Genomic DNA, 17,755 nt, shown 5'->3' with positions numbered 1-17,755 from the left:
CCCGGGCCGTCCTCCTCGGCCGCGCCCTCGCCGAGCGCCGGTGCGACCAAGCCGGGGACGGGTCCCGGGCCGGGTATCGGCAGCGGCAGTCCGTCGCCGGCCGGCAGCAGCCCGGCGGTGTCGTCGCCGTCGCCCTCCTCGGCGGCGCCCTCGCCGGATCCGTCGCCGGACGCGTCGGCCTCGCAAGGGGTGACGGAGAAGCGGCAGGCGTCGGGGCCGTCGGGGTCCTCGGGTGGCGGGGGTACGACTGCGGGGAGTCCCGGGCCGGCCGCTGCGGGGGCCTCGCCCGTGTCGTCGCCCGCTTCGGGCAAGGTGGCGCCCGCGTCGGCGTCGGGGACGGGGACGGGAGGGGCGGGAGGCGCGGTCTCCGGGGGGTCGTCGACCGGGGCATCGGGCGGTTCGTCGTCCGGGTCACCGGGAGGCGCGTCGGGTGGTTCGTCGTCCGGGGCCGGTACGCCCGGGTCTGTCCTGGCCGCGAACATCGACGCGCCGGTGAGCGCCCCGGGTTCCGGGGGCGGGGTGCTCGTCGCGAGCAAGGCGCTCGCCTCCGCCGCGCCGCTCTCCTCCTCGGAGGGCGTCTTCTGATGGCACCACGTCCACACCGGCGGTCCGTACAGGGGCCGGCTGGTTCCTCAGCTCTACCCTCGCACCGGTCTCAGGGGTCCTCCTCAGGTCGTAGGGGGGTGACGGGCCGGAGGCGGAAGGGGGCGGACGGCGCGGGTGCCGCAGCCCTTACGGGTACTACGGGCACTACGGGTGCGGGTGCCTCGGACGCTGTGGGTACTACGGGTACTGCGGGCGCTGTGGGTACTACGGGGGCTACGGGTACTACGGGTGCCCCGCCTCCCTCGCCCCCGGCCACCCCCCGCCGCCGTTTCCTCCCCATGCGTCACCTGCTCCCGCTCCTCCTGCTCTGCGCGGTGATGGCGATGCTGATGCTGCGGGGCTATGTGCACAGCGAGATTCTCGCGGACTACCGCATCCGCCCGGAGGCCGCCTCGGACAAGGTGCCGGAGAAGATCCTGAACGGCGGCCCGGTCGTCGACACCCGGGGAGGTCAGGCGACCAGCATGGACATCCCCGACCGCAAGATCGTCCTGACCTTCGACGACGGCCCCGACCCGCGCTGGACGCCCGAGGTCCTGGACGTCCTGAAGAAGCACCACGCGCACGCCGTCTTCTTCATCACCGGCACCATGGCGTCCCGCTACCCCGACCTGGTCCGGCGGATGGCCGACGAGGGCCACGAGATCGGCCTGCACACCTTCAACCACCCCGACCTCTCCTACCAGTCCAGGTCCCGCATCGACTGGGAACTCACCCAGAACCAGCTGGCGTTGGCGGGCGCGGCCGGTATCCGCACCTCGCTCTTCCGGCCGCCCTACTCCTCGACGGCCGACGCGCTGGACGACAACTCGTGGCCGGTCGTGCGGTACGTCGGCAGCCGGGGCTACCTCACGGTTCTCACGAGCGTCGACAGCGAGGACTGGCAGAAGCCGGGAGTCGCCCGGATCATTGCCAACTCCACGCCACCGAAGGGCAAGGGCGGCATCGTCCTGATGCACGACTCCGGCGGCGACCGGCACGAGACGGTCCAGGCTCTCGACCGCTACCTCCCTCAACTCCAGGCGCGGGGCTACAAGTTCCAGAACCTCACCGAGGCCCTCAACGCCCCGAGCGCCCATATCCCGGTCACCGGCGCCGAGTTGTGGAAGGGTAAGGCGTGGACGGCCCTCGTCACAGCCTCCGACGAGCTCACCGGCGTCCTCGTCGTCGGCCTCGCGGTGATCGGCTTCCTCGTCTTCGCCCGCTTCGGCCTGATGCTGCTCCTGTCCGCCGCGCACACCCGCCGCACCCGGCGCCGGGGCTTCACCTGGGGCCCGGACGCCCCGGTCACCGAACCGGTGACGGTCCTGGTTCCGGCGTACAACGAGGCCAAGTGCATCGAGAACACGGTGCGTTCACTGGTCAGGAGTGAACACCCCATAGAAATCCTGGTGGTTGACGACGGCTCCAGCGACGGCACCGCCCGCATCGTCGAGGAACTCGCCCTGCCCGGCGTACGGGTGGTCCGTCAGCTCAACGCGGGCAAACCGGCCGCACTCAACCGGGGACTGGCGAACGCGTCGCACGACATCATCGTCATGATGGACGGCGACACGGTCTTCGAGGCCTCCACCGTAAGGGAGTTGGTCCAGCCCTTCGCCGACCCGCGTGTCGGGGCCGTCGCCGGGAACGCCAAGGTCGGCAACAAGGACACCCTCATCGGGGCCTGGCAGCACATCGAGTACGTCATGGGCTTCAACCTCGACCGGCGGATGTACGACGTGCTGCGCTGTATGCCGACAATTCCCGGCGCCGTGGGGGCATTTCGGCGTACCGCGCTGGAGCGGGTCGGCGGGATGAGCGACGACACGCTCGCCGAGGACACCGACATCACCATGGCGTTGCACCGCGACGGATGGCGGGTCGTGTACGCCGAGAACGCGCGCGCGTGGACCGAGGCGCCGGAGTCGGTGCAGCAGCTCTGGTCGCAGCGGTACCGCTGGTGCTACGGCACGATGCAGGCCATCTGGAAGCACCGCCGCGCGGTGGTCGAACGGGGGCCGTCGGGTCGCTTCGGCCGGGTGGGTCTGCCGCTCGTCTCGCTGTTCATGGTCGTCGCGCCGCTCCTGGCGCCGCTGATCGACCTGTTCCTGATCTACGGCCTGGTCTTCGGCCCGACCGGCAAGACCGTCGCGGCCTGGTTCGGCGTCCTCGCGATCCAAGGGGCCTGCGCCGCCTACGCGTTCGCCCTCGACAAGGAGCGCCTCACCCCGCTGATCTCCCTGCCGCTCCAGCAGATCCTCTACCGGCAGCTGATGTACATCGTCCTGCTCCAGTCCTGGATCACGGCGCTCACGGGCGGCCGGCTGCGCTGGCAGAAGCTGCGCCGGGTGGGCCAAGTCTCGGCGCCACCAGGGCAGTTGGCCACGGAGAGTGGAGGGCGGGGATGAGCGGCACCTTCGGGACGCCGGAGCCGGGGGCCTCGCCGGTGCCCGGTTCCGGCAGGCGGCGGGCGCCGAAGATACCCGGGCAGCGGACGCAGGGGGAGCCGGCGTCGTCCACGACGGGGAAGCCGGAGACGGCCTCGGGCTTGGACACGACGGCGCCTCTGGACATGTCGTCGGTCTCGGACGCCGTGCCGGTTGCGGGAGTTGTGGAGTCGCCGGCCCCTCCGGCCGCGCGGAAGGGCGGCCGGGACCGGTACTTCGACCTTCTGCGGGCCATCGCCCTCTTCCGCGTCGTCCTCTACCACCTCATGGGGTGGGCCTGGCTGCCCATCGTCTTCCCCTCGATGGGCGTGATGTTCGCCCTCGCGGGGAACCTGATGTCCCGCTCCCTGGACAGGCGTCCCGCGTCCGAGGTCATCCGGGGCCGGCTGCGACGGCTGCTGCCACCCCTGTGGCTCCTGGGAGCGATCGGGGTGCCCGGCATGATCCTCGCGGGCTGGGGACCCGGCGCGGAGGGGCACCCGGTGTGGTGGTGGCTCCATCTCGGGTACTGGGTCCTCCCGCTCAGCGATCCCCCGTACGCCGATGTCTCGCACGGCATTCAGGGGCTCGTGGCGGACGACTGGCCCACCGCCCTCGGCGTACCCCTCTGGTACATCAGGGCCTACCTCTGGTTCGTCCTCCTCTCCCCGCTCCTGCGCCGGGCCCTGCGCGCGGCCCCCTGGCCCACGATCCTGGCCCCCCTAGTACTTTCGGCCGTCCTGGAGTTCACCTCGGCCACCACCACGAGCTGGCGCCTCGACTCCACGGTCACCGACTTCGCGACGTTCTGCTCCTGCTGGCTCCTGGGTATGGCCCACCATCAGGGCATCCTCCAGAAGCTGCCCCGGTACACCGTCCCCTCCCTGGCCCCGGCCGTCGCCGCCGTAGCTCTCTGGTACGCCCTCGCGCACGATCTCCACCAGGACCACGACCTGGACGACATGCCCTTCGCCCAGTGCCTCTGGTCCTTCGCGACGGTCCTGCTCCTCCTCCACCTCAGCCCCAGCTGGCAGGCCTGGCCCCGCGCACTGCGCCGCTGGGACGGCCTGATCACCCTCCTCAACTCCCGTGCCGTCACCATCTACCTCTGGCACAACCTCTGCATCGTCATCGCCGAACCCCTCTGGGATCGCGCCTGGAGCATCCCCTTCCTCGAACAGCACACCCCCGGCCTCCTCAACTCCCCTTGGCCCGTCCTCCCGTTGACCTGGTTCCTCACGGCCCTGTGCGTGCTGTCGTTCGGGTGGGTGGAGGACTTGGCGGCGGGCCGACGTCCCACCCTCTGGCCGAACGGCAAGCCCAGAGGCCACCGAAACACCCCCGGCCGCCCCCGCGACCACGCCCACTGACCCACCACCCGGGCTCCATTTCACACCTGCGTTGCGGTTCGCGATACGCAGGTGTGATGATTTCGGGCATGGCCGAAATCGGGGGCGAGGAGACGGCGGGACCGGTGCGTCCGTCCCGTCTGCGCGACTATATGGACCCACCGCTGCCCGCGCTGGAGCCGCCGTCGGCCTCGGAGCCGCAGTCCGTGCCAAAGTCGGTGCGCGCTCTGGAGCCGCTGCCCGGCGCGGGGGCCGCGCCTGGAGCGGAGGCCGTGCCCGGCGGAGAGGCCGGGACCGCTGCCGGGGCGGCTGCCGAACTTCCGTCCCCGTCATCCCGGAACGCACCAGCCCTCTCCGAAGCCGCCCGTCGCCGACGTGAATTCGCCGCCCTGCTCGGTGAGTTCCGCCGTGCGCCTGTCCTCCTACCACTTGCCGAGGACGATGTCCCCTTGGTCGCCGACCTCGGCGGAATCCGCTGGATCTACGCCTTCTCGAACGAGGAAGCTCTCGCCAGGTTCGCGATCGCGAGGGGAGAGGTGTCGAGCGAACAGTCGTACCGGCGTGTGCTCGGCGCCCGACTGCTGGACGTCGGGACGGTGGTCGCCGGGGTGCCGTGCGGAGTTGCGCTGGACGTCGGCAGTGAGGGTGAGGGTGTGCTGTTCCCGCCCGTGACGGGGATCGTGCCGGACGAGGCGGCCGTGGACGCGGAGACGGACGGGGAGGGACGACGGTGAGCACCGATCCGATGGAGCAGAACCCGGCCGGTGGCGCGGGCAAGGACCTGGACACGGCGGGGATGGCCGAGGTCGCGAAGGGCATCACCCTGACCCTGGACGAACTCCGGGAGATCGGCGTCGACAGCCTCGCCGGTGCAGGCAGAGGTTTCTCCGAACTCTCCCTAACCGGGCTGGAGTTGGGTCACGAAGATCTTTGCTCCCAGCTCTCCGCGTTCTGCGAGCGCTGGGACTGGGGCGTGCGCACGCTGGTGATCCAGGCGAACGCGTTCGCCCAATCCGTCGGCCTCGCCGCCGGGTTGCTGTACGAGACGGACCACTACGTGAGCGGATCGATGAAGGTGCTCGCCAACTCCCTTCTGGGAGGCAACCCTTACGCATCCGAAGAGGAGGTGGCGGACAAGAGCTGGAACGACATCGTGTTCGCTGGGTACGAGGCGTTGGACAACCCCGACTACAGCGACGTGTCCATGGTGAAGGCGGTTCAGACCGCGAAACAGGGCTGGAAGGACGCGGGCCGGGACATGATGACGTCCGAGATGCCGGGCCCGATGGGGGTGTTCGGTCCGACCCCGGAGAGCCTGCACCGTGCGGCCGGGGTGAGTGACAGCGAGTACGAGCAGGCGTTGGACCACATCTTCGGCCCCTCGCCCGAGGAACGCGCCCAGCGGCAGGCCCAACAGGCCCAGCAGGAAGAGAAGTCAGACTGATGGGCTTCGACGACCTGGTCAACTCCGGCCTCGGTAAGCTGGAAGAGGGCTGGAACACGGGCAAGAGGATGCTCGGCGAGGGCATCGACAAGGGCAGCGAACTCGTCGGCGACGGCCTGGAGAGGATCGGCGCAGGCGCCCTCGCCGAGAAGGTCGAGGACTTCGGTGACCAACTCGCATCAGACCTGGGAGCTACGCCGGGCGAGCAGGACCTCGGTTCGACCGAGCAGGCGAACGAGCTGATCCACGGCAACCCGAAGGCGATCACTGCCTCCGCGAAGCACCTGAGGGATTTCCACAAGGCGTTCGACACGGTCGCCTCGGGGCTGAAGAAGGTCGACTCCTCCCCCTGGAAGGGCGAGGCGGCCGAGACCTTCCGCGAGAAGTTCGTCCGCCACCCCGAGCAGTGGCGCAACGCTGCCGCGGCCTGCGAGCAGGCTGCCGAGGCTCTGGAGAGTTACGCCGGAACGGTGACCTGGGCGCAGGGCCAGGCACAGGAGGCCATCGACCTCTACGCGCAGGGCAAGAAGGCGTCCGAGCAGGCTAGGGATGCGTACAACAAGAAGGCCGACGCCTACAACGCGAAGCTCGCCGCCGACCAGGACCCCGGCCCGCGCCCAGCCTCTTTCAAAGACCCCGGCACCTCCCTGATCACCCGCGCCCGCGCAGTCCTCGCGGAGGCCCGGCGCCAGCGCAACACCGCGGGTGCGACGGCTGCCGGCAGCGTACGCGCGGCCCTGGCCCACGCCCCGCAGGAACCCCCGCCCCTGGACCGCCTCAAGGCCGACGTCTCCGACGGCCTCCTGGCCGCCAACACCGAACTCCTGCACGTGATCGGCGGGGTGACCAAAGGCACCGGCGACCTCGTCAACTTCGCCCGCGGCCTCAACCCCGTAGACCCCTACAACCTCACCCACCCCGCCGACTACGTCCAGAACTTCAACCTCACCCTCTCCGGCCTGGTCTCCGCGAGCGCCCACCCCGGCCGCACCCTCAACGCCATGTGGGACAACTTCAAGAAGGATCCCGCCGAAGGAACGGGCCGCTTCATCCTGGACCTTGCCGGTTCCAAGGGGCTGGGGGAGATGAAGGGGGTAGTACGGGTAGCACGGGAAGGAGCGGAGGGAGCCGCTGAACGGGCGGCGATGCGCAGCGGGGCGAAGGACGCGGGCGAGGCTTCCGCACGGGACACCGTCTCGGACGGCCCCAGCAAGGCGTCCCGCGAGAGCGACAGCGTCGAGAGCAAGGGCTCGGACCCCATCGACCTCGCCAGCGGGAAGATGTACCTGCCGCAGACGGACGTCACCCTCCCCGGCCTCCTACCCGTAGTACTCAAGAGGCGCGTGGAGTCCGGCTACCGTCTCGGCCGCTGGTTCGGCCCCTCCTGGTCCTCCACGTTCGACCAGCGTCTGGAGATCGACGCCGAGGGCGTCGTCCTCGTCACCGAGGACGGCCTGCTCCTCGCCTATCCTCATCCCGCGCCCGGTGTTCCCACTCTCCCCAGTCACGGCCCCCGCTGGCCGTTGGATCGAGAGGACGGCGGTTACACCGTCACCGACCCGCTCACCGGCTGGGTCCGCCACTTCGGCGACAGGGGAGCCGACCTGGCGGTCCTGGAACAGATCGACGACCGCAACGGCAACTGGATCACTCTTGAGTACGACGCCGGGGGCATCCCTCAGGGCGTCGCCTCCAGCTCCGGCCACGACATCCGGGTCACCACGACCGACGGCCGCATCACGGCCCTCCGTCTGGCTCCCACGTACGAGGTACTCAAGAGCTACGGCTACACGGACGGCAACCTCACCGAGGTCGTCAACTCCTCGGGGCTGCCCCTGCGTTTCACGTACGACGAGGCGGGCCGGGTCACCTCCTGGACCGACACCAACGACCGCGGTTACACCTACGAGTACGACGACCAGGACCGCTGTGTGGCCGAGACCGGCGCGGCGGGCCACATGGCCCTGCGCGTCACGTACGACGACACCGACCCCGAGACCGGACTCAAAGTCACCACCACGACGACCGGCGAGGGCCGCACCCGCCGCTTCCTCGTCAACGACGGCCTCCAAGTCGTCGCGGACATCGACCCGTTGGGCGCCGTCACCCGTTACCGGCGCGACCGCTACAATCGCCTGCTCTCCCACACGGACCCCCTGGGCCACACCACGTCGTTCACCTACGACGAGCGGGGCAACGTCACCTCGATGGTCCGCCCCGACGGACGGGAGTCGAAGGCGGAGTACGACGACCTCGGCCTGCCTGTGAAGTTCACCGGCCCCGACGGCACGACGACCCGCCAGACGTACGACCCGAGAGGCAACCGCACCTCGGTGACACCCCCTACGGGCCGCACCACCCGCTTCACCCACGACGAGGCCGGTCACCTCACCGCCGTCACCGACCCCGACGGCAACACGACGACGATCGTCCCCGACCGCATGGGCCTGCCCCTCCGCGTCACCGACCCCCTAGGGGCAACCACCCACTACCTCCGGGACCCCCACGGCCGCCCCACGACGATCACCGACCCCACCGGCGCGACGACCCACCTGGAGTGGACGACCGAGGGCCGCCTCACCCGCCGCACGGCAGCGGACGGCACCACGGAGTCGTGGACGTACGACGGCGAGGGCAACTGCACCACCCACACGGATCAGTTGGGCGGCGTCTCCCGTTTCGAGTACACCCACTTCGACCTCCTCACCGCCCGCACCGGCCCCGACGGCGTCCGCTACGAGTTCGACCACGACACCGAACTCCGCCTCACCAAGGTCACCAACCCCCAGGGCCTGACCTGGACTTACGCCTACGACGCGGCGGGCAACCTCACCACGGAGACGGACTTCGACGACCGTGTCCTGACGTACGCGTACGACCCCGCCGGCCGCCTGGCCTCCCGCACGAACACCCTCGGCGAGACCACCACCTTCGAGCGCAACCACCTGGGCCAGCCGACCCGCAAGGACGCCGCAGGCCAAGTCACCACCTATGCCTACGACTTGACCGACAACCTCGCCCTGGCGACCGGCCCTTACGGCACCACCCTCACCGTCCTCCGCGACCGCTTCGGCCGAGTCCGCTCGGAGACGGTCGACGGCCGCACGGTCACCTACACCCACGACGACCTCGGCCGCCGCACCGGCCGCACCACCCCGACCGGCGCCACCACCACGTGGTCCTACGACGCGGCAGGCCGCCGCACGGAGATGCGCGCCTCCGGCCGCCCCATCGACTTCACCTACGACGAAGCCGGCCGCGAACTCACCCGCCACATCGGCGAGTCGGTCACCCTGACCCACACCTTCGACCAACTCGGCCGCCTGACAACCCAGTCGGTGACCGGCCCCGCGGCCCGCCCGATCCAACACCGTGCGTACACCTACCGCGCCGACGGCAACCTCACCGGTATCGACGACCAGTCGACCGGCCCCCGCCGCTTCGACCTCGACGCGGCGGGCCGCGTGACGGCCGTCCACGCGGCCGACTGGACGGAGGCGTACGCCTACGACGCGGCGGGCAACCAGACCGAGGCGAACTGGCCCTCCACCCACCCCGGCCACGAGGCAACCGGCGACCGCACCTACACCGGCACCCGCATCACCCGCGCCGGCCAGGTCCGCTACGCACACGACGCCCTCGGCCGCGTCACCCTCCGCCGGAAGAGCCGTCTCTCCCGCAAGCCGGACACCTGGCGCTACACCTGGGACCCGGAAGACCGCCTGACCTCGGTCACCACTCCCGACGGCACCCTCTGGCGCTACACCTACGACCCCCTCGGCCGCCGCACATCGAAACTCCGCCTGGCAGAAGACGGCGAAACCGTCGTGGAACGCGTCATGTTCACCTGGGACGGCGCCACCCTCTGTGAGCAGATCACGACATCTCCTGATCTACCGAACCCGGTGACCATCACCTGGGATCACCGCGGCCTCTATCCGATTTCCCAGACAGAACGCATCACCGCAGCAGAGGCTCCACAGCGCGAGATCGACTCCCGTTTCTTCGCGATCGTCACGGATCTCGTCGGTGCGCCGACCGAGCTCGTTGATGAGCAGGGAGGAGTGGCCTGGCGTACTCGGTCGACCCTGTGGGGTGCCACGGCATGGGCCGGCAGCAGCACGACTTACACACCCCTGCGTTTTCCCGGGCAGTACTACGACTCCGAGACCGGCCTTCACTACAACTGTTTCCGCCACTACGACCCTGAAGCCGCGCGCTATCTCACTGCCGATCCTCTTGGTTTGAAGCCGGCGTTGAACCCGGTTGGCTATGTGGATAATCCGCACTCCTGGGGTGATCCGCTCGGCCTTTCTCCCTGTGGGTCTCGTGGGCAATCCGGTGATTACATGGAGGACAGTGGAATCCCCGCTGGTGCTCCTGTCACACATGGACCGACCGGAACGTTGATCGGGGAAGACGGTTCAAGTGTCCGGAACTTCCAGAACGTGCTCAATGCTGGTGAGCATGATGTGGTTGCCCACGGATCTCCGGACGGCTTTCTGGAGTTGAGAGATAAGAAAAAAGCGAACGGTGGGCAGATCGTGGATGCCATCACCAATAATCCGCATTACGACGGAGGTCCTCTGCGGCTCCTGGTGTGTCACTCCGGCGCGGACAGCTCAGGGATAGGGCAACAGATCGCAAATGAGCTTGGTGTGACAGTTCGCGCTCCGACCGATAGGGTCGGAACGAATCCGGTACTAGGTTCTGGGCAGGTTCCCAGAATCGATGGCGGCGGATACTGGAGAATTTTCCTGCCGATCATTGGAGGAAGTTGATGCGTTTTATCGGTTTCTATCGGGAGATGAGCCCTGGCGATTCGGAACTGTATGCGGAGAAAATCCCCACCCCGCACAGTGGTGTTCTTCTTTATCCACTTCATGAAGTGAGTCGATATCTGACCTCAGGCCATCCCGTCCTGGACGTGATGGAAGTGACAGAGGACGCAATCGATGGTTCCTTCCGCTGCCCTGGTGGGTCGTCTGTCCTGACTGACGGGCACTTCGTATGGCGGCTGGACCTTGCTTCCTACGTCCAGCATCATGTGATCGCTCTGCCTCAAGATTTCCTTGAATTCGCGGCGGAGTGCGAATATTCCGTGCCGACTGTGAAAAGGGAGCGGCTGATCGAGATCTCCCTCGCCGTGGAAAATGAGCTCGGGTTCCGTGCCGACCCGGGTGCCGGGCCCCGCCCCGCCCGATAGGTGCTACAGCCTCAGATCGTATGGCTGATGATCGGTGCTGATCGTTGTCCGGTCGTGCTGATGGATATGAGTGTGAAGCAGGTTGAGGGAACCGGATGCGGCGTTGGTGCTGGACGGGAGATCGTGTGCGGTGTCGGGCGGCCGGAGTCTCCGGCCTCTCGATGGCGCCGCCGATCGCATGCATCTGGGCCAGGCGCGGCCACACTCGTGTGATCGGGGGCTGTGGTCGCGCCCCGCGCCAGCTTTCCGTCACTACCCCGGCCTGCTCCGGAATTCGCGGAAAGGTTCACTTTGAGTGCCTCTGGCTGGGTTGTTCTATGGAGTCATGCCATCGCGTTCTGCTGATGCTTGGCTGGATATGGTTTGCAATGCTTTGGAGTTTTGTCGAGCTGCCCAGTTTGATGTGGTGTTTCAGGTGGACGGGATTATCTCTGTTGTTTAGGAGAGTTTCCAGGATCAGGTTTCGAGCTGGTTCGGTTGTTCTGGAGGAGGCGCGAGTTTGTCTTGCGTGTGCGGAATGAGATGATGAGGGAGTTGTCTTCTTATCTTAATGGCGAGCGGTGAGCTGGGTAGTTGGGCGGGGGTTGGGCTGATTGGAGGTGTGGGGGTAGCTCGGGAAGATGAATCTGCGTGACCCCTGATGGCCGGGTTCTTTTGTTTGGTGACGATCGAGTGATTGATATTGATCGTTATTTTTCGAGTCGATCGAACAGGAGAAGTTCGTGATCAAGAAGGTTCTGGCTGGGGCGGCGCTGGCGTCGGCGGCGACGATGGCGGCTACTGGGGTTGCTTCGGCGACGACGACTGCTGGGCCGGGTGCGGAGAACCACACCGCCACCAACGCGGGGGAGATGAACCACGCGGCGCGCGTCGCCTACGGGGAGACGGCGAGCGGCAGCGGGACCGCGTCCGACTTCGCCACGCGTAACGGGGACACGGCGATCGGCGGTGACGCCAGCGGGATCCTCAACACGTACGGGGCGCCGCTCGTCAACGTCGACCTGCGGTGTGCCGTTCCGAACGCGGAGGGTGTCGGCGGGAACGTTCTCGGTGGGCCGTCGGCCGCGTGCCCCGTGGCGCCGGTGGACCAGTTCGACGCGCCGAGGCGCATCATCTGATCGGTGCCGCTGAGGTCACGCCGGCGGTGAGACGGAAAGGGGCGGCTGCCTGGGGTTCCCAGGGGCCGCCCCTCCCGTCAGGCGTGGGGGGTGGTGGCGTACGTGAGGAACGACGTCCACGTTTCGGTGTCTACTTCGAGGCAGGCGCCGCCCTCGGAGTCGCTGTAGCTCGACTTGAACGGACAACACGCTGCCCCTGCCCCGGGACGCCGGGCCGCTCGACGAGGGCGGGTGGGGGCTCGCGCTCGTCGCCGCGATCGCGGACAAGCGGGGGCCGAGCCTCGGCCTTACGGGATTGGGAAGGCCGTGTGGTTCGAGATGCGGATGCCCGCCGAACCGCAAACGTCCGCCGGGCTGCCCACGTCCACGTCCACACTCACCGAACTGCCCACGCCCACACCCCCCGATCCCGCGTGCCCCCCTCAACTCCAGGACGGCGACGCCCCCTTCGGGAGGTCGTAGGGGATCGGGAGGGCCGTCGACGCGTCCAGCAGGGCCCGCGTCCCCAGCGGCGCAGCCAGCCGTACCCTCACCGGTTCCATCTTCAAGTCCGCCCTGCACGGACCGGACTTGGGGGCCCGGACGTACGCGGTCAGCACGACACTCCCCGGTGTCTCCAGTACCTTCACGCCGGCTCCGGCGTCGCACGTGCCGTGGGGCACGATGACGGTCACCGTGGAGCCCTGTGCCGTCACCAGGCGGCTGGCCGTCCACTGGGCGGCGCGGCTCGGGAGAGGGCCTGGGGGGAGTTCCGAGGGGACGGAGGCTGCCCGGGCGACCGGGGCGTCGTAGCCGTCGACGGTGAACTGCCATGCCGGGACCGTCGCGGGACCCCGGGTTGTCGGTAGCGTCATTTCGCCCAACTTCACTGAGGTGACCGTGAGTTGGGGGCCTTGTCCGGCGTAGCGGTTCAGGAAGTCGTACGCCGTGGCCGCCGGTTGTAGCGGGCGGGTGATTGACGTGCCGTCGGGCCACTTGATGTGGGCGGAGGCAGGAGAGGGCGTGGGGAGGGCCGTCGTTCGCAGGGTGAGGGCCGCGTTCTCGGCGCCCCGGGGGTACCGGGTCCAGTCGCCCGTCGGGTGGTATCCCGCCTGCCAACTCGCCGCCGACTTCGAGCCGTTCCAGGCGGCGGCCACCTGCCGGGCACGTTCAGGGGACGGATAGACCGGCGCGACCCCCTGACCGTCCACCCGATTCCCGGGACCTTCCCCGCAGGCCCCCAACAACATCGTCCCGACCACGACGGCCAACACGGATGACACAGACAAGCGGCGCACAGGTCCTCCAGCGGCTCAGCATCACGACACTGAGACGCCGGACGCCCCACGGACGTTCGTCACCACCCCGAACGCCGTGGGCCGCGCACCCTGAACACCCTTACCCTCGGCCCCTCGGCCCCTCGGCCCCTCGGCCCCTCGGCCCGAGCCCGGCCTCTCCCCAATCTCCTCGCCCTGGGCCCCTCGTCCCGAACGCCCTTGCCCCGAACCCCCGCGATCCAGGGCCGCCTGCTCCGAACCCCTTCGCCCTGAGCCCCGCGCCCCCTCACCCCTCCTCTCCCCAACTTCCTCGCCCTGGGCCCCTCGTCCCGAACGCCCTTGCCCCGAACCCCCGCGATTCAAGGCCGCCTGCTCCGAACCCCTTCGCCCTGAGCCCCGCGCCCCTTACCCCACCCCAACCTCCTCGCCCTGAGCCCCCGCCCCGAACCCCTGCGATCCAGGGCCTCCCACTCCGAACCCCCTCGCCCTGAAGCCCCACGCCCCACCCCCCTCACCCCACCCCCCTACACCCCATACTTCGCATCCACCGCCCCATCCACCGCCAACCGATACCCCCGCTTCACCACCGTCTGAATCAACTTCGGCGCCCCAAGCGCCACCCGCAGCCGAGCCATAGCCGTCTCCACCGCATGCTCGTCCCGCCCCGCCCCCGGCAACGCCCGCAGCAGATCGGACCGGGACACCACCCACCCGGGCCGCCGGGACAGCGCCCGCAGCAGCGACATCCCGGCGGGCGGTACCGGCCTCAACTCCCCGTCCACCAGCACCGCGTGCCCCCGGATCTCGACCCGGCGCCCGGCGATGGGCAATGCCCGTGCACGGGAGGGAAGTTCCTGGCACAGGAGCTGAACCAGTGGGCCGAGACGGAAGCGTTCGGGCTGGACCGTGTCAACTCCCGCCGCTTGGAGGGGAAGTGCGGTCACCGGACCGACACACGCCGGGAGGACGTCGTGCTGAAGGGCCGTCAGAAGCTCGCCCAGCAGACCCCGTTGCTCGGCCCGGGACAGCAGCGAGGCGGCAGCCGGTGCGCTCGTGAACGTCACCGCGTCCAGGCCCCGGGAGACAGCGGCGTCCAACAGCCGGTCCAGCGGGGCGAGATCCTCGGGCGGCATCCACCGGTACACCGGCACCCCCACGACGTCCGCGCCCGCTTCACGCAGCGCCTCCACGAACCCGGGCAGCGGCTCGCCGTGGAGCTGGACGGCGATGCGCACTCCCTCCACCCCCTGCTCCAGGAGCCGGTCGAGAACCTCCGCCATGGACTCGCTGGACGGGGACCACTCCTCGGTGAGGCCCGCCGCGCGGATCGCGCCCTTCACCTTGGGGCCGCGTGCCAGCACCTCCACCGAGGCGAGCCGGGCGAGCAGGGGTTCGCCGAGACCCCAGCCGTCCGCCGCCTCGATCCAGCCGCGGAAACCGATCGCTGTCGTCGCCACGACGATGTCGGGTGCCTGGTCGAGAAGGTGCTTCGTCGCGGCGAGCAGCTCGCTGTCGTCGGACAGCGGCACGATCCGCAGCGCGGGCGCGTGGACGACCGCCGCACCCCGGCGCTGGAGCAGGGCGCCCAGCTCCTCGGCGCGGCGGGCGGCGGTGACGCCGACGGTGAACCCGGCGAGGGGAGCGTGCCCCTCGCCGGAGGCGCCGGTGGATCGCTGCTGTTCGTCGTACATAGTCACTCTCGTCCCGGTTACTGAGGCCGCATGACCGACGAGCCTGTCAACGGCGCGTGACAGGCTCGGTTCCGGTCGGTGTCGGCGGTGTTACGTCACACCTCGGCGTAGCTGAGCTGCGGCTTCGACTCCGTGGCGGTGATCGTCGGGGCTGGCTTCCGAAGGTATACGGCCCAGGTCACCGCGAAGCAGACGGCGTAGAAGGCGAGGAACGCGACGAACGCGCCGGTGCCGGAGCCGTACGACAGGAACGACTGGCGGAACGCCATGTTGATGCCGACGCCGCCGAGGGCGCCGACCGCCCCGATGAGCCCCATCGACGCGCCCGACAGGCGCCGTCCGTAGGCTGCGGCGGTCTCACCCGTCAACCCCTTGGCCTGCGCCTTCGCCTGGAAGATGCCGGGGATCATCTTGTACGTCGAGCCGTTGCCGAGGCCGGTCAGGACGAACAGGACGATGAAGACGGAAACGAAGAAGGGAAGCGATTTCTGCATGCTCGCCACGACCAGTGCGGCCGTCGCCGCCGCCATGCCGACGTAGTTGTACAGGGTGATCTTCGCGCCGCCGTAGCGGTCCGCGAGCCAGCCCCCTACGGGACGGATCAGGGAACCCAGCAGGGGACCGATGAACGTCAGATACGCCGCCTGGAGCGGGGTGCGGCCGAACTGGTTCGTCAGGACCTGCCCGAAGGCGAACGAGTAGCCGATGAACGAGCCGAACGTGCCGATGTAGAGGAACGACATGATCCAGGTGTGGCCGTCCTTCGCCGCGTCGATCGCGGCGCCGGTGTCGTTCTTCACGGACGTCAGGTTGTCCATGTACAGCGCGGCGAGGGTCGCGGCGACGACGATCAGCGGGATGTAGATGCCGAGCAGTACCCTCGGGCCGCCGCTCGCGCCGATCACCGCGAGCGCTGCCAGCTGGATCACCGGGACGCCGATGTTGCCGCCGCCCGCGTTCAGGCCGAGCGCCCAGCCCTTCTTGCGGAGCGGGAAGAAGGCGTTGATGTTCGTCATCGACGAGGCGAAGTTGCCGCCGCCGATGCCGGCGAGCAGGCCGACCAGGAGGAACGTCCCGAACGACGTGCCGGGTTCCATCACCGTGAACGCGGCGATCGTGGGGACGAGGAGGAGGGCCGCGGAGACGATCGTCCAGTTCCGGCCGCCGAAGATCGCGACGGCGAAGGTGTAGGGGACACGGACCACGGCGCCGACCAGGGTCACCATCGAGGTGAGCAGGAACTTGTCCGCCGGGGTGAGGCCGTACTCCGGGCCCATGAACAGGACCAGCACCGACCACAGGGTCCAGATCGAGAAGCCGATGTGTTCCGAGAGGACGGAGAAGAGCAGGTTGCGGCGGGCGATCTTTTCGCCGCCCGCGTTCCAGAACGCCTCGTCCTCCGGGTCCCAGTCCGCTATCCAGCGGCCCCTCTCAGGTACTACGGGAAGTGTGCCGGGGGATGTCATGACGCCTCCACGGTGGGTCCTGGGGTCCGCTGCTGTCCCGAAGGTAGGGATCACGCGTTTCCGGGTTGTGCCCGGCGGTGACCGGAAGGGAACGTTGGGCTCACCTCACGGGGGGACGGGGTGAGAGGTCCGCGTACGCGGGGGTTCCGGTGGACGGGCCTGGGCAGGCACTGTGGGAAAGAGCGCCCCCGCACAGCCGGGACCGGCCTCGCTCCGTCCTTCTCCGTCCTCCCCCGGGTGGTGGCAGGCTCATGACGACACGTACGGCGACGGCCCCGGAGATCCACCCTCCCCGATCCCCCCGCTTCGACGCCGGACGGCTCTGCCTGGACCTCCTCGCGACCACGCACCCCTGTGAACGCCTCCCCGACGCCGCGTCCCTCACCCACTGGATCACCGCATCCGGCCTGGTCCCACCGGGCACGACCCTCCCCGCCCCCGACCCGGACTGGCTCACGGCGTTCCGTGAACTCCGGGGTGTGATCGGCCGGTTGATCGAGTCGACACTGCAACCGGAGCCGGTCCCGCACGAGTCCGTCGCCCACGACACGGCTGCCCACGACACGGCTGCCCACGACACCGCTGCCTGCGACACCGTCGCCCACGAGGCGCATCCGTACGATCGCCCCCTCGCCGTTCTCAACGACGCCGCCCGGCCCGCGCCGCCGGTGCCGCACGCGGTTCTCCTGGACGACGGTCACCTCACGAACCGCCTTGCCGAACCCCCCACTTGCGCCGCCCTCCTCTCCGCCCTCGCCCGCGACGCCCTCGACCTCCTCACGGACCCCGCCTCCCGCGAGGCCCTCCGGCAGTGCGAGGGCGACAACTGTCCCGTCGTCTACCTCGACACCTCCCGGGGGCGCCGGCGCCGGTGGTGCTCCAGCGAGATCTGCGGGAACAGGGAGAGGGTGGCCCGGCATCGGCGGCGGGCGGCGGTGGGGAGGGTTTGAGCGGGAGTGAAGTCGCCTGGCGGGAGCTTCTGTTCGGGTGGGCGGGGTGTGTGACGGCGCTCCGCGCGGGGGAGTTGGTGTCCCGGATGGCCCACTTCGCCGCGAAACGCCGTATCGCCCGCGGAAGTTGGTTGAAGTGATTTCGACAACACCTCGTTTCACTTGTGCGGACGCCGGGCACGTGACGCGATCTTGTCGATGTGGCGGAAATGTAAAGGAGTCCGGGTGGGAATGTGCGCCCATGTCCATCTCGTCATGGCG

Annotated in this window: 12 protein-coding genes and 1 pseudogene; 9 read left to right on the top strand and 4 right to left on the bottom strand. The window is 69.1% G+C overall.

Features of this window, described 5'->3' with window-relative positions; genetic code table 11:
- Nucleotides 1-602, bottom strand: a pseudogene (locus tag ACVNF4_RS04000) (hypothetical protein); the annotation flags it as partial.
- Nucleotides 603-884: 282 nt separating this feature from the next.
- On the opposite strand from ACVNF4_RS04000, the gene ACVNF4_RS03995 reads away from it, so the two are divergent.
- The 7 genes from ACVNF4_RS03995 to ACVNF4_RS03965 all read left to right on the top strand — a co-directional run bounded on the left by ACVNF4_RS03995 (nucleotide 885) and on the right by ACVNF4_RS03965 (nucleotide 12,131).
- Nucleotides 885-2,996, top strand: a complete 2,112-nt coding sequence (locus tag ACVNF4_RS03995) for a polysaccharide deacetylase family protein (RefSeq protein WP_461801244.1) — start codon at nucleotides 885-887, stop codon at nucleotides 2,994-2,996.
- A 164-nt stretch (nucleotides 2,997-3,160) separates the two neighbouring features.
- Complete coding sequence (locus ACVNF4_RS03990; RefSeq protein ID WP_461801243.1) at nucleotides 3,161-4,384, top strand: acyltransferase family protein; 1,224 nt, start codon at nucleotides 3,161-3,163, stop codon at nucleotides 4,382-4,384.
- Between the two features lie 68 nt (nucleotides 4,385-4,452).
- Nucleotides 4,453-5,097: a hypothetical protein gene (locus tag ACVNF4_RS03985; RefSeq protein ID WP_461801240.1), complete on the top strand. Its 645-nt coding sequence runs from the start codon at nucleotides 4,453-4,455 to the stop codon at nucleotides 5,095-5,097.
- Nucleotides 5,094-5,807: a hypothetical protein gene (locus ACVNF4_RS03980; protein ID WP_461801239.1), complete on the top strand. Its 714-nt coding sequence runs from the start codon at nucleotides 5,094-5,096 to the stop codon at nucleotides 5,805-5,807. Before ACVNF4_RS03985 ends, ACVNF4_RS03980 begins: the two co-directional genes overlap by 4 nt.
- Nucleotides 5,807-10,588, top strand: a complete 4,782-nt coding sequence (locus ACVNF4_RS03975; RefSeq protein WP_461801238.1) for a putative T7SS-secreted protein — start codon at nucleotides 5,807-5,809, stop codon at nucleotides 10,586-10,588. Before ACVNF4_RS03980 ends, ACVNF4_RS03975 begins: the two co-directional genes overlap by 1 nt.
- Nucleotides 10,588-11,013 carry a hypothetical protein gene (locus ACVNF4_RS03970; protein ID WP_461801237.1) on the top strand — a complete coding sequence of 142 codons (426 nt, stop codon included), beginning with the start codon at nucleotides 10,588-10,590 and terminating at the stop codon, nucleotides 11,011-11,013. Before ACVNF4_RS03975 ends, ACVNF4_RS03970 begins: the two co-directional genes overlap by 1 nt.
- A gap of 722 nt (nucleotides 11,014-11,735) precedes the next feature.
- Nucleotides 11,736-12,131 (top strand): hypothetical protein, encoded by a 396-nt coding sequence (locus ACVNF4_RS03965; protein WP_461801236.1) that lies wholly within the window; start codon nucleotides 11,736-11,738, stop codon nucleotides 12,129-12,131.
- 422 nt (nucleotides 12,132-12,553) lie between these two features.
- Here ACVNF4_RS03965 and ACVNF4_RS03960 read toward each other — a convergent pair whose 3' ends face one another.
- The 3 genes from ACVNF4_RS03960 to ACVNF4_RS03950 all read right to left on the bottom strand — a co-directional run bounded on the left by ACVNF4_RS03960 (nucleotide 12,554) and on the right by ACVNF4_RS03950 (nucleotide 16,544).
- Nucleotides 12,554-13,321 carry a hypothetical protein gene (locus ACVNF4_RS03960; RefSeq protein ID WP_461801235.1) on the bottom strand — a complete coding sequence of 256 codons (768 nt, stop codon included), beginning with the start codon at nucleotides 13,319-13,321 and terminating at the stop codon, nucleotides 12,554-12,556.
- Between the two features lie 590 nt (nucleotides 13,322-13,911).
- Nucleotides 13,912-15,078 carry a uroporphyrinogen-III synthase gene (locus ACVNF4_RS03955; RefSeq protein ID WP_461801234.1) on the bottom strand — a complete coding sequence of 389 codons (1,167 nt, stop codon included), beginning with the start codon at nucleotides 15,076-15,078 and terminating at the stop codon, nucleotides 13,912-13,914.
- Nucleotides 15,079-15,173: 95 nt separating this feature from the next.
- A complete protein-coding gene (locus ACVNF4_RS03950; RefSeq protein ID WP_461801233.1) occupies nucleotides 15,174-16,544 on the bottom strand; it encodes a nitrate/nitrite transporter in 1,371 nt (456 codons plus the stop codon).
- A 251-nt stretch (nucleotides 16,545-16,795) separates the two neighbouring features.
- Between ACVNF4_RS03950 and ACVNF4_RS03945 the strand changes: the two genes are divergently transcribed.
- Together ACVNF4_RS03945 and ACVNF4_RS03940 are read left to right on the top strand one after the other, a co-directional pair.
- The gene (locus ACVNF4_RS03945; protein ID WP_461801232.1) at nucleotides 16,796-17,494 is read left to right on the top strand and encodes a CGNR zinc finger domain-containing protein; all 699 of its coding nucleotides are present in this window, start codon (nucleotides 16,796-16,798) and stop codon (nucleotides 17,492-17,494) included.
- The gene (locus tag ACVNF4_RS03940; RefSeq protein WP_461801231.1) at nucleotides 17,491-17,634 is read left to right on the top strand and encodes a hypothetical protein; all 144 of its coding nucleotides are present in this window, start codon (nucleotides 17,491-17,493) and stop codon (nucleotides 17,632-17,634) included. The genes ACVNF4_RS03945 and ACVNF4_RS03940 overlap by 4 nt, the downstream gene beginning before the upstream one ends.
- The last annotated feature ends 121 nt before the right edge of the window (nucleotides 17,635-17,755 follow it).

It is taken from the genome of Streptomyces sp. S6, assembly GCF_054880855.1.
The sequence above is the reverse complement of the archived record's forward strand: the minus strand, read 5'-3'. Positions and strand labels throughout refer to the sequence as shown.